10 protein-coding genes and 1 riboswitch are annotated in these 13,222 nt (G+C 44.1%); of the genes, 9 read left to right on the forward strand and 1 reads right to left on the reverse strand.

The window, feature by feature from the left end:
* The first annotated feature begins 224 nt into the window (after window positions 1-224).
* Together ATY38_RS12885 and ATY38_RS12890 are read left to right on the forward strand one after the other, a co-directional pair.
* Window positions 225-1,649 (forward strand): glutamate-cysteine ligase family protein, encoded by a 1,425-nt coding sequence (locus ATY38_RS12885; protein ID WP_062559657.1) that lies wholly within the window; start codon window positions 225-227, stop codon window positions 1,647-1,649.
* Window positions 1,650-1,651: 2 nt separating this feature from the next.
* Entirely contained in the window at window positions 1,652-2,671 is a 1,020-nt protein-coding gene (locus ATY38_RS12890) for a M14 family metallopeptidase (RefSeq protein WP_062559658.1), read from the forward strand.
* Between the two features lie 65 nt (window positions 2,672-2,736).
* On the opposite strand, the gene ATY38_RS12895 is transcribed toward ATY38_RS12890, so the two are convergent.
* A complete protein-coding gene (locus ATY38_RS12895) occupies window positions 2,737-3,852 on the reverse strand; it encodes a transglutaminase-like domain-containing protein (protein WP_062559659.1) in 1,116 nt (371 codons plus the stop codon).
* Window positions 3,853-3,946: 94 nt separating this feature from the next.
* Between ATY38_RS12895 and ATY38_RS12900 the strand changes: the two genes are divergently transcribed.
* The 7 genes from ATY38_RS12900 to aceE all read left to right on the forward strand — a co-directional run bounded on the left by ATY38_RS12900 (window position 3,947) and on the right by aceE (window position 13,171).
* The gene (locus ATY38_RS12900; protein WP_062559660.1) at window positions 3,947-4,642 is read left to right on the forward strand and encodes an alpha/beta hydrolase; all 696 of its coding nucleotides are present in this window, start codon (window positions 3,947-3,949) and stop codon (window positions 4,640-4,642) included.
* A 269-nt stretch (window positions 4,643-4,911) separates the two neighbouring features.
* Window positions 4,912-6,075 carry a methionine adenosyltransferase gene (metK, locus tag ATY38_RS12905; protein ID WP_062559661.1) on the forward strand — a complete coding sequence of 388 codons (1,164 nt, stop codon included), beginning with the start codon at window positions 4,912-4,914 and terminating at the stop codon, window positions 6,073-6,075.
* Between the two features lie 55 nt (window positions 6,076-6,130).
* Window positions 6,131-6,208, forward strand: a riboswitch (S-adenosyl-L-homocysteine riboswitch).
* A 16-nt stretch (window positions 6,209-6,224) separates the two neighbouring features.
* Entirely contained in the window at window positions 6,225-7,658 is a 1,434-nt protein-coding gene (ahcY, locus tag ATY38_RS12910; RefSeq protein WP_062559662.1) for an adenosylhomocysteinase, read from the forward strand.
* 145 nt (window positions 7,659-7,803) lie between these two features.
* Window positions 7,804-8,664 (forward strand): methylenetetrahydrofolate reductase [NAD(P)H], encoded by an 861-nt coding sequence (metF, locus tag ATY38_RS12915; RefSeq protein ID WP_062559663.1) that lies wholly within the window; start codon window positions 7,804-7,806, stop codon window positions 8,662-8,664.
* Between the two features lie 168 nt (window positions 8,665-8,832).
* On the forward strand, window positions 8,833-9,522 hold the full coding sequence (locus ATY38_RS12920) for a hypothetical protein (RefSeq protein WP_062559664.1): 690 nt from the start codon (window positions 8,833-8,835) through the stop codon (window positions 9,520-9,522).
* 90 nt (window positions 9,523-9,612) lie between these two features.
* On the forward strand, window positions 9,613-10,473 hold the full coding sequence (gene folD / locus ATY38_RS12925; protein WP_062559665.1) for a bifunctional methylenetetrahydrofolate dehydrogenase/methenyltetrahydrofolate cyclohydrolase FolD: 861 nt from the start codon (window positions 9,613-9,615) through the stop codon (window positions 10,471-10,473).
* Window positions 10,474-10,510: 37 nt separating this feature from the next.
* The gene (gene aceE / locus ATY38_RS12930; protein ID WP_062560213.1) at window positions 10,511-13,171 is read left to right on the forward strand and encodes a pyruvate dehydrogenase (acetyl-transferring), homodimeric type; all 2,661 of its coding nucleotides are present in this window, start codon (window positions 10,511-10,513) and stop codon (window positions 13,169-13,171) included.
* Window positions 13,172-13,222 lie beyond the last annotated feature (51 nt).

Genomic DNA, 13,222 nt, shown 5'->3' on the forward strand with positions numbered 1-13,222 from the left:
GAAAAGCTATCGCGATCAGGTAAAAGTTTACAGCTGTTAATGATGTAATTATTAAAAGCTATCATTGATTAGAACTGGGGAAACTGCGGTTATCAAGCAAAATCACGGTAAAGTGATCGTTTTTGACCTGATAGGCAATCTTTGCTACATTGCTTCCAGGTGATGAAATCGTCATCTTTCTGGCGTAGGTATTCGATGGTTCACACCCTTTATGGATTCCACAGATGGGACAAGAAATTAACCAAACGCAATTTAATGAACAAGCCTTTAAAGAATATAATCGTCGTTTGCTTAATGAAGCAGAATTGTTGCAGACCCAGCTAACAAAAAGATGTTTTTCGGATATTGGTGAAATTTGCGGATATGAACTGGAGTTCTGGCTGATTGATCACAATTATTTTCCGTCTCCAATTAATCAAGCTTTTTTGACGCGCCTCAACAATCCCTTGGTGGTGCCGGAGCTTTCATGTTTCAATGCGGAACTCAATGGGGTTCCGTTGCCGTTAAGAGGGGATGTGTTGACGGCAATCTCCAAGGAATTAAGCCAAAACTGGTTGCAATGTCAGGAAGCGGCGCATGGAATGGATAGCGTGTTAATGATGATTGGTATCTTGCCCACCGTACGGCAAAAGGATCTTTGTCTCAGCAATATGTCCGATCTTAAACGTTATCGCGCGTTAAATGAGCAGGTGGTAACGCAGCGGGTTGGTCGGCCACTTCGGATTCGCATTCAAGGGCGTGAAAATCTGGATATCAATCATCCGGATGTGATGATGGAGGCTGCTGCCACATCGTTTCAGATTCACTTACAAAGCGCTCAACGCGATGCGGTTCGTTATTTCAATGCCTCGATCATAGCAGCAGGACCTTTACTGGCGGCGGCAGGAAATTCTCCTTTTTTGTTTGATACCGATCTGTGGGATGAAACACGCGTGCCATTGTTTGAGCAGTCGGTTGAAATCGTGGATGAAGCAAATTTGGAAAATCATCGTGTCAGTTTTGGGCAAGGCTACGCACGAGAATCTTTGTTTGAGTGCTTTGCACACAACATTGCAACACATCCAGTCTTGCTTCCTATGTTAATGGATACCCCACCGCAGCAGTTTGAACACCTTAGATTGCACAATGGAACTATCTGGCGTTGGATCAGACCTTTGATTGGTTTCGATCATGATGGAACTCCGCATTTACGGATTGAACAACGTGTATTGCCCTCCGGTCCGACTATAGTCGATATGATGGCAAATGCAACCTTATACTTTGGCTTGGTTCGTTTCCTTGCCGGTCTGGATGATGCACCTGAATCCCGGCTCAGTTTTGATCAGGCGCGCAATAATTTTTATGCTGCGGCACGCGAAGGATTACGTGCGCAGATGGTGTGGTGGAATGACAGTGTAACTGATGCAAAGACATTGTTTATGGAAGAAATTTTACCTATGGCACGACAGGGGTTAAAAGATCTGAAAATTGACAAGGCAGATATTGATCATTATCTGGGTGTTATTGAAATGCGTGTTCAATCTGGCCAAACCGGTGCCGTTTGGCAGCGGGCTTACCGTGAGAAACACCAGGCGGATAATCTGCAACTTGTAGCTGCTTATCTGGAAAAACAGCGCAGTGGCGCGCCGGTGTACGAGTGGGAAATATAAGTATGCTGACCGAATTGGAAAATTTACCGGAGGGCTTGCTGCAAATTGAAGCTAAAGAGCTGCATACGGTTTTAACCGGTCCAACCTTGATTCACCTTCCTGGGCGCCGGGATGCACCATTATTTGTATCCGTTTTGCTTCATGGCAATGAAGATACCGGTTTAAAAGCGGTACAGGAAGTATTGAAGAAATATCAAAATGCTGCATTGCCTCGCGCACTTTCACTTTTTGTTGGCAATGTTGACGCTGCGCGTCAAGGTGTACGGCGCCTGGAAAGACAATTAGACTATAACCGCATTTGGTCAGCAGGAAACAATGATACGGCTCCGGAACATCACATGACACGCAAGGTAACTGAAATAATGACGCAGCGCGGGGTATTTGCGAGTATAGATATCCATAATAACAGTGGATTAAATCCCCACTATGCGTGTATTAATCGCTTGGATAATGCCTTTCTGCACCTGGCCACAATGTTTTCACGTATTGTCGTATATTTCACTTCCCCTAAAGGAGTGCAATCCGAAGCCTTTGCCAATCTTTGTCCAGCAGTGACCTTGGAGTGTGGAAAACCTGGGGGAAGAAGTGGGGTAGATCATGCTGCAGTTTTTGTTGAAGGTGCATTACATTTATCCAGCTTTCCAACGCATCCCGTGGCCCAGCACGATCTTGATTTGTTTCGCAGTGTCGCTGTGGTTACGGTGCCGGAGACGGTAAGTTTAAGCATTGGTGCTGGCTCGTCGGATTTGTGTTTGGAAGAGTGCATTGATCAATACAATTTTCGTGAATTAAAGACGGGCACCCGGTTAGGACGCGTGGCGGATGAAAGTCTAATACCACTTTGCACCCGCAATGCAATTGATCATGATATCAGTGATTATTATTTTGAAATTAAAGCAGGAGAGTTAATAACCCGGCGTCCTGTCATGCCCGCTATGCTTACGCGGGACACCAGGATCATCCGCCAGGATTGCTTGTGTTATTTGATGGAGCGTTTGGAAACGCTATCCACTGAAATTTGATGTGATTTCTGTTGCGGGAACTGATTATCGAGATCGAATGCCAGAAATAAGTGATGACAAATTATCTAAAACTTGATGCCTGTTCCAACAAGCTCCGCAGAAATAATTTTGTATGAGAAATTCTCAGGGTCGAGGTTATCCAGTGAATTTCCATCAATTTCTGCATGAGGATACATGAAGAAAGGAAACTTGCTGGAACTATTGGGACTTATCGCTATATCTTCGGCATGATTAAATGCCAGCCAATTCATTTCCCAAGCGCCAAAGAATTTTTCTCTGAGTTGTATGATTTTTGCATCATCCAGTGTCAGGCCGCCCAGTTTTAATACTTGCAGGACATCGGACGGATTGACCGGTATCCATCCGCGCCCTGCCAGAAAGAATTCCGCACGACAATGCTGAGATTGACTGATATCGCCGTATTTTCCGATACTCTCATGCAAATCTGAATCGTTGATGCGAATGCCATACTGGTTTCTTGCCGGAATATCGGCTGCTTTCAGAAGTGCAACCAACAATGAATTGAGATCAACACATTTTCCGCTTAACTCGTTATTTTCAAGCATGTATGTAACATTTCCTTGACCGCGCCCACGAGCATTTTCATCATATTGTGTATTATTGATAATCCAGTCATAAATAGCTCTCGCTTGTTCTAATGGGGTGGAGGCATTTTTCTCCTTGATGATTGCGTGGGCGGTTTCGCGCACAATGCCATTGGTAGGCTTTAACTGGGTCGGATTAATATAATTCCTGATACTATTTGGCAATGCTTGGTTTTTATTTTCCGGATAAAGCGTCGGATCAATGGCATGATGAACAGTTTTGACAATACAGTTGACAGTGACATGCCGCCGATCGCTTTGTTCTTTACCATGCCATTCGGCTTTAAAAATAGGGAATGGGTCTTTACCTAAGGTAGAGAATGAAGCTTTAGTCGTGTTGCCATACCAGTTGCTACCTTGAGTAAATTGAAAAATAGTGTCAGAGTCATTGCTGTCGGGCAATGGGAGCCATAAGTGTGCGGATTTACCATGCGCTGGAAGAGTAACTTGATAAGTTATACGATAACTGGTCCAGTTACTGTGATCGGAGGATAGCAATTGCGTCGCGATGGAAGGTGAAGCAGAAAGGGATAACGCACTGGTGCCGAATAGTTTTATAAAGTCTCTGCGTCTCATGGCTTCCTTTGTATCTTCTGATACTTAAATTTAAGTTGAGCAGATTTTATCCTATCAATTTATTATGTCAATGTGATGAGAGTTATTGCTGTATATGATGACAAAAACAACCCAATTTTTATCCGCCATTGAAATTGAAACAGCTCCTAATCCAATCTACGCCATTATTTGGTTACATGGACTGGGCGCCGATGGGAATGACTTTGTGCCCATTGTCAATGAGTTGGGGTTGTCAGCCGAAAAACCGACTCGATTTGTTTTTCCACATGCCCCCGAGCGTCCAATCAGTATCAATAATGGGTACATTATGCGTGCCTGGTATGATATTTTTTCTTCTGATTTCAATGATCATCAAGATGAATCCGGCATCCGCAGCTCCCAGATAGCGATAACTGCTTTAATTGAAAGGGAAATGCAACGTGGAATATCAGCAAAAAATATTTTCTTGGCGGGATTTTCTCAAGGAGGGGCTCTGGCATTGCATATTGGACTGCGTCATTCTTTGCGGCTGGGTGGAATTGTCGCATTATCATGCTACTTGCCACTTGCCAAAACTTTTGCAGCAGAGATCAATGCGATGAATGCTGCGATACCCATATTTATGGCGCATGGCAGTTTTGATACGGTAATCCCTATCTCAAACGCTGTAGCTTCGAGAGGAAAATTGTTAGCCGCTGACTATCGAGTTGAATGGCATGAGTATCCAATGGCGCACTCCGTGTGTGGACAGGAAATAGCTGATATCAGTAATTGGCTACAGCGAACCCTAGATGACAGTGGCAGAATATAGCTGAACGCTAAGCTTTATTGCGCTAGTAAAACCAAACCCGGATTACCATGGTGATTGACTGAACCCAAGAATGCAATCAGGTATACTGAGCGGGTTGGTGAAAAATATTTTCAGGAAAATCGATACTCAGTAGAAGCTGTTATTATATTTGATAAATTTATATTTTAGAACCGTTTCTAACGCTGCATCGATAATGCAAACAGCTTCTTAATCATTCACTTTACTTAAAACGTTACACTATTTTTCAAAATTTTTAATTATCATAAACTATGAGCGAATATCTTTTTACATCTGAATCTGTTTCTGAAGGGCACCCTGATAAGGTTGCCGATCAAATCTCAGATGCTGTGCTGGATGCGATTCTAAGTCAAGATGCTAATGCCCGGGTTGCGTGTGAAACGCTATGCAGCACCGGCTTAATTGTATTATCGGGTGAGATAACAACGCACGCCTCTGTGGATTACAATATTATTGCCCGTGAGACGGTCAAGAATATCGGTTATACCAGTTCAAACATAGGTTTTGACTCCACGACTTGTGCGGTTTTGACCGCTTTTAACAAACAATCGCCGGATATTGCTCAAGGGGTCAATCGGTCAAAAGAAGAGGAAATGGAACAAGGCGCAGGTGATCAAGGGTTGATGTTTGGATTTGCTTGCGATGAAACCCCACAATTAATGCCGATGCCTATTTTTTATGCACATCGTTTGGTTGAACGTCAAGCAGAACTAAGAAAAAAAGGGCAATTGGCATGGCTGCGTCCGGATGCCAAATCGCAAGTGTCTGTAAAATATCATAAGGGAAAGCCCCAAAGTATTGAAACGGTCGTAATTTCAACTCAGCATGATCCGGATATCTCGCACCAAGCATTGACTGAGGCAGTGATTGAAGAAATCATCAAACCGGTATTACCGTCTGAATTGATCAGTAAGCAGATTAAGTATTTGGTCAATCCAACCGGACGTTTTGTAGTGGGTGGCCCAATGGGTGATTGTGGATTAACCGGACGAAAAATCATTGTGGATAGTTATGGTGGCTCGGCACCTCACGGCGGCGGTGCCTTTTCCGGAAAAGATCCGTCCAAAGTGGATCGATCAGCAACTTATGCCGGGCGTTATGTCGCAAAGAATATCGTGGCTGCCGGAATTGCCAGCAAATGTGAAGTGCAGGTTGCCTATGCTATTGGTGTTGCACGGCCCGTTTCGTTAATGGTCAATACATTCGGTACTGGCAAGATTGCTGATGAAAAGATTGTACAATTGATAGAAAAGCATTTTGATCTGCGTCCTCGCGGTATTATTCATACACTCCATTTACTACGCCCCATCTATGCGAAGACTGCGGCGTATGGGCATTTTGGGCGTGAATTACCTGAGTTTACCTGGGAAGTTACGGATAAAGCGGCTCAATTACGTATTGATGCCGGGTTATAAATTTAGTTATATTCTCTTTCCTATTGATTAATAGGCCTTAAATTTATTTTTCCCCTGTGGTGAGGAGCGCTGCAACGGTTTATTCCGTGAGGCTCATCATGAGCGGGTATAGTTACAACGGCGCTCGTTCATATTTTAAGGAGATAATTATGAACGCTGTGCTTAATTCCGACGGTGGTTCCTTTACTGACTATAAGATTGCTGATATCTCACTGGCGGAATGGGGACGTAAAGAAATTGCGATCGCTGAGACGGAAATGCCCGGTTTAATGGCGCTACGCAAAGAGTATGCCAATCAGAAACCACTGGCAGGTGCATGCATTGCAGGTTCTTTGCATATGACAATTCAAACTGCTGTGCTGATCGAAACATTGGTGGCGTTAGGCGCGCAAGTGCGTTGGGCATCCTGTAATATTTTTTCCACTCAGGATCATGCCGCTGCAGCTATTGCCGCCCGGAATATTCCAGTATTTGCCTATAAAGGTGAGTCTTTGAGTGACTATTGGGAATATGCGCATCAGATCTTTGAGTGGTCGGTTGATGGACAATCGCAGGGCGCCAATATGATCCTGGATGACGGTGGTGATGCCACACTGTTGCTCATTCTGGGTGCAAAGGCTGAGAAAGATCCTACAGTAATTGCAAATCCGAACAATGAAGAAGAAATTGCTTTATTTGCTTCGATTAAAAACAAATTGGCTTCACGGCCTAATTGGTATTCAACGAACCTTGCCAGAATACGGGGTGTAACGGAGGAAACCACGACCGGCGTGCATCGATTATACGAAATGCATAAAAACAGCGAGTTGCCGTTTCCAGCATTTAACGTGAACGATTCTGTCACCAAATCAAAATTCGATAATCTTTACGGTTGCAGAGAGTCTTTGGTTGATGGGATCAAGCGCGCAACGGATGTAATGATTGCCGGAAAAATCGCCGTGGTTTGCGGCTATGGAGATGTCGGCAAAGGGTGTGCACAGTCGCTGCGTGGTTTGGGTGCAACGGTATGGATCACCGAGATTGATCCAATTTGCGCATTACAAGCGGCAATGGAAGGTTATCGCGTCGTTACGATGAACGATGCCTGTGATCAAGCGGATATTTTTGTGACTGCAACGGGAAATCTGCGCGTGATCACGCATGATCATATGGTAAAAATGAAAGATCAGGCGATAATCTGCAATATCGGGCATTTTGATTCGGAGATCGATATTGCTTCCATTCAGAAATATCAATGGGAGAATATCAAGCCGCAAGTTGATCATGTCATTTTTCCGACGGGACGGCGGATCATTGTGTTAGCGCAAGGTCGATTGGTCAATCTGGGATGTGCAACGGGACACCCTTCTTTTGTTATGTCCAGCTCATTTACTAATCAGGTATTGGCACAAATGGAGTTATGGCAGAATGGGGTGAATTACCCAAAGAATGTTTATGTCTTACCGAAACGGCTGGATGAAAAAGTTGCGCGCTTGCATATAGGAAAGCTTGGAGTAAAACTTACCGAACTAACAGATGAGCAGGCAAAATATTTGGGCTTGGATAAGGATGGTCCGTATAAGCCTGAAATGTATCGATATTAATCATTGAGGTATTGCTCATAGCGGAGGGAGCAATTGAATCTTTTTGATTCGATTGTCCCGCTTTGATTGATAGAATCCTGTCAAAATTAGAGTAATAACGATCAGTATCAATGGTGATCATCTTACAATTTATAGATTTGCATCGATGGACTCACAGAAAAAATTTTCTCCGACTTTCAGTTTCGAGCTTTTCCCACCACAAACCCCGCAAGGTATCGAAAAATTAAGGCTTACGCGTCAGCAGTTGGCGCAATTTAATCCCAAATTTTTTTCTGTAACCTTTGGTGCAGGCGGATCGACGCGTGAGCGAACATTTGAGACGGTACTTGAAATTCAATCGGAAAAGCATGTGGTTGCGCCTCATCTATCTTGCATCGGATCAACGCAAGAAAACATTCGCATTATTCTGGAAAAATATTATGAGATAGGCATCAGGCGCATTGTCGCCTTACGTGGCGATCTGCCCTCAGGTATGGCGCAGGCTGGAGAGTTTCGCTATGCCAGCGAACTGGTTGCTTTCATCCGCAAAGAATTTGGTTCGTCATTTCATATTGAGGTGGCTGCGTACCCGGAATACCACCCGCAAGCCAGATCTGCGCAAGCGGATTTTGAGAATTTTAAGCGTAAAATTGAAACGGGTGCAAATTCGGCAATTACTCAGTATTTTTATAACACTGAGGCTTATTTTCATTTCGTTGATTCTTGCGAAGCAGCGGGTTTGAGTATTCCGATAGTGCCTGGAATCATGCCGATTAATAAATTTTCTCAGCTTGTCAGATTTTCAGATACTTGTGGTGCTGAAATCCCCCGATGGATTCGCAAAAAGCTAGAAGGGTATAGCGATGATAGCGCATCCATTCAGGCATTCGGTTTGGATGTGGTGACGGATCTCTGCGAACGTTTATTAAAAGCCGGTGCACCCGGATTACATTTTTATACGTTAAATTCAGCCAATCTAACTTCTATCATTTGGCAACGGCTTAATCTTAAAGAATATGTTCAATAATTAACGCTCCTTTACCCGATTTTTGCCCATGATCAAATAATCTTCAGAGAAGCCGGTGCGGATTTTGCATCAAGCAGGGTTTCGGAATGATCTTTTTCCTGATTGCGCAAGCCGGTATATAATGGGCATCAATGTTTTGATTAAAATAAAAAAGCACGGGGTTATGAGATGAAAGAGAAAAATACCGCTGCCGACAAGGCAATTGTGGAGCAGCCAGTGTCAGAAACCATGACTTCTGATGTTTCGACTGTGGATGCCTGTATCGCACATGCCAAAGAAGTCAAGGCTGCACAGCTTGAGCTGATCGCAAGTAAGAATTATGATTTTGCGCCGGAATTTTACGAAATGACAATTCAGCTGTACCTGTTCGGGGCGATGTGGAAATTTGCAGAAAACTTGGGGAACACACAAGGTGCGCGTGAATTGGCGTTTACAGCTTTACAAGCAATGTTAATTCAAGACGGGCTGCATAAACAGAAAGCGCTCAAGCGTATCGATTTTCTGAAAAAGATGTCCAAACTGGAAGACGATCACAATGCCTTGGCAGTGGCCATTGGGTATGAATCTGAAATGGGCGACAATAGTTTGGCTGAAATATTTGATCATTATGTAGATGATACGCAGGTTTCTGGCGCTTTCTGGCGGTTGTATGATCGTGGCCGAAAAATAATGCTCTATGGTGGTCTGTTTATAGCTTTTCTGGTCATTTGGTTTGTAACTTTATTTATGCCAGGAAATAGTACGATTGCAATTCTGGCGGCGGGGCTTATTGCAGCGGCGCTTTTTGTGATACCGGTATTCTTGATCGGTATTTTTATATACCGTACAAAAATCAGAAAGGTAAAACAAGCCCCTTAATTATAAAGCAGAAATATTAATGATTGTTGTAGGTAGTTCAATATAAAGCATTAAATTTACTGTAATGAATCAAATTAGCTGTGAAATTAGATGAGTGCTCAAATTCTTGATGGTAAGAAAGTAGCTGAATCGGTGCGTTCCGAATGGAAAGCCCGCGCTGACAAGCTAGTCCGGTCAGGCATCAAACCGGGGCTGGCCGTGATTATTGTCGGCAATAATACGGCATCCGCAATTTATGTCAGGAATAAAATCAAAGCCTGTAGCGATATTGGTATTTATTCGGAAGTACATAGTTTTCCGGAGCATGCAACACAAGATGAAGCCCTGGATTGTATCCAATCGCTCAATGAGAATTCACATATTCACGGTATTCTAGTGCAGTTGCCGCTCCCCGCGCATTTTGAAAATAATCGCGTCATCACCTCTATTGCTACAGAGAAAGATGTGGATGGTTTTCATCTCTATAACGTTGGGGCATTGGTTACCGGAAACACAGTCTTTTCACCCTGCACTCCCTATGGTGTCATGGTGATGCTGAAAAAAAACCATATTTTAATAGAAGGTCAGCATGCAGTAGTGGTCGGACGTAGTAATATTGTTGGAAAACCAATGGCATTCATGTTGTTAGAGCAAGGGGCTACGGTTACTATTTGCACTTCGAAAACAGCTGATTTAGCGCAATTTACCAGGAGCGCTGATATTTTGGTAGTTGCAACAGGCAAGCCACGCATGATTACTGCTAAAATGGTAAAACCAGGAGCTGTAGTCGTTGACGTGGGTATTAATCGATTATCGGATGGTAGGCTTTGTGGCGATGTCGATTTTGAATCTGTCAAAGAGATTGCCAGTTATATTACGCCAGTTCCTGGCGGCGTGGGGCCCATGACAATTACCATGTTGCTGTGCAATACCATCCTGGCCGCGGAGCGAGCTCAAGCCAGCGTTAAGTAGTTTTAAGCCAATTAACCTTCGATAAGTGTGCTTGGAAATGGAATTACAACCTGATATTGATCCGCAGGAAACACAAGAGTGGCTGGATGCACTGGATTCAGTTATTGCCAGTTCCGGTGGGGAACGCGCCCATTTTCTGCTGGAGAAATTGATTGAAAAAGCCCGTCGTTCAGGTGCTTATTTACCTTATAGTGCCAGAACAGCTTATATCAACACGATTCCTACAGGTAAAGAAGCACGTTCACCGGGTAATAACGCAATCGAACACAGAGTTCGCTCGTATGTCCGTTGGAATGCCATGGCGATGGTATTGCGTGCTAATAAAAAAACTAATGTTGGCGGGCACATCGCAAGTTTTGCATCCGCAGCGACCCTCTATGATGTTGGTTATAATCATTTCTGGCATGCGCCGAGCGAAACTCACGGCGGAGATTTGGTTTATGTGCAAGGACATTCCTCCCCGGGTGTTTATGCATACGCATTCCTGTCCGGAGAATTAAGCCAGGATCAACTGGATAATTTTCGGCAAGAAGCGGACGGAAATGGTTTATCTTCTTATCCGCATCCCTGGTTAATGCCTACTTTCTGGCAATTTCCAACGGTTTCAATGGGATTGGGGCCGTTAATGGCGATTTATCAAGCGCGATTCATGAAATATCTCGGTAGTCGGGGAATGGTCAACACCGAAGGACGGAAAATCTGGGCATTCATGGGTGATGGCGAGATGGACGAACCCGAGTCGCTCGGTGCAATTTCACTGGCATCGCGTGAGAATTTGGATAATCTCATTTTTGTAGTGAACTGTAATCTTCAGCGTCTGGATGGGCCAGTACGAGGAAATGGCAAAATTATTCAGGAGCTGGAAGGTGCTTTCCGGGGCGCCGGTTGGAATGTGATCAAAGTAATTTGGGGGTCCTATTGGGATCCTTTATTAGCTAAAGATACTAAAGGGTTATTGCAGAAACGCATGATGGAATGCGTGGATGGCGAATATCAAAATTTTAAATCGAGAGATGGGGCATATGTGCGTGAGCACTTTTTTGGAAAATACCCTGAGTTATTGGAAATGGTTGCCAATATGTCGGATGACGATATTTGGCGGTTAAACCGGGGTGGGCACGATCCTTATAAAGTATTTGCGGCGTATGCAGCGGCGGTAAAACATACGGGGCAACCTACGGTGATACTTGCTAAAACTATTAAAGGGTATGGTATGGGGGAGGCCGGGGAAGCACAAAACATTACGCATCAGCAGAAAAAAATGGGAACCACTTCGCTAAAGGCATTTCGTAACCGTTTTGGTTTGAACATTCCGGATGACAAGATAGATGAAGTTCCTTATCTTACTTTTGCCAAAGATTCTCCGGAATTCACCTACATGAAAGAGCGGCGTAAAGCGCTGGGTGGCGCTTTCCATCGACGTACAACCAAGGCACAGCCATTGCAGGTGCCGCAATTATCCGCTTTTGAAGCGTTATTGAAAGCCAGTGCAGAAGGGCATGAGTCGTCAACTACCATGGCTTATGTGCGTATTCTGAATCTTCTGGTTAAGGATAAAAAAATTAATAAGCATATCGTCCCGATAGTTGCCGATGAGTCGCGCACATTTGGTATGGAAGGTATGTTTCGACAGCTGGGAATCTGGTCTTCGGAAGGTCAACTATACACGCCGCAAGATGCTGATCAATTGATGTACTACAAAGAAGACAAGAACGGGCAGATTCTTCAGGAAGGCATTAACGAGGCGGGAGCGATGTCATCCTGGATAGCGGCTGCGACATCTTATAGCACTCATGGGGTTCAGATGATCCCATTCTTTATTTTTTATTCCATGTTTGGTTTTCAGCGTATCGGTGATCTAGCCTGGGCGGCAGGAGATATGCGTTGCCGTGGTTTCTTGCTGGGAGGGACGGCGGGCCGTACGACATTGAATGGCGAAGGGCTGCAGCATGAAGATGGACATAGCCATATTGTTGCATCAACGATTCCCAATTGCGTATCGTATGATCCGGCATTTGCTTATGAGCTGGCTGTGATTATCCAGGATGGATTGCGCCGGATGTATCAGGAACAAGAGGATATTTATTATTATATTACGGTAATGAATGAAAACTACGCTCATCCTGGAATGCCTGCTGGCGCTGAGAAAGATATTTTACGAGGAATGTATCTGTTCAAGCCAGGAAATAAGAACAGCAAAGAGCCACACGTTCAGTTATTAGGGGCGGGAGCCATATTGCGCGAAGTAATCGCAGCTGCCGAAATACTCAAACACGAATATAACGTTAGCGCGGATATCTGGGGTGTAACCAGCTTCAATGAATTGAGGCGTGAGGCGTTGGGGGTTATGCGTTGGAATATGTTGCACCCAACGCAACCGGCTAAACTGTCTCATGTGCAAAATTGCCTTAAAGGGCACGTAGGGCCGGTAGTTGCTGCAACCGATTATATGAAAATTTATGCCGATCAAATTCGTGAATTTATTCCGGGGCGATATTATGTTCTCGGAACGGATGGTTTTGGACGCTCCGATACGCGTGAGAAATTGCGCCGTTTTTTTGAAGTTGATCGATTTTATATTACCGTTGCAGCACTTAAGGCATTGACGGAAGAAGGGAAAATTTCATCTCAGCAAGTTGCGGATGCGATACAAAAATACGGTATTGATCCTGAGAAGCCAAATCCCGCAATAAGTTAGATTTGCAGGAAATAGCATTAATCGTTTAAGAAAAACACTTATATCATTATC

Source organism: Nitrosomonas ureae, assembly GCF_001455205.1.
GTDB lineage: Bacteria > Pseudomonadota > Gammaproteobacteria > Burkholderiales > Nitrosomonadaceae > Nitrosomonas > Nitrosomonas ureae.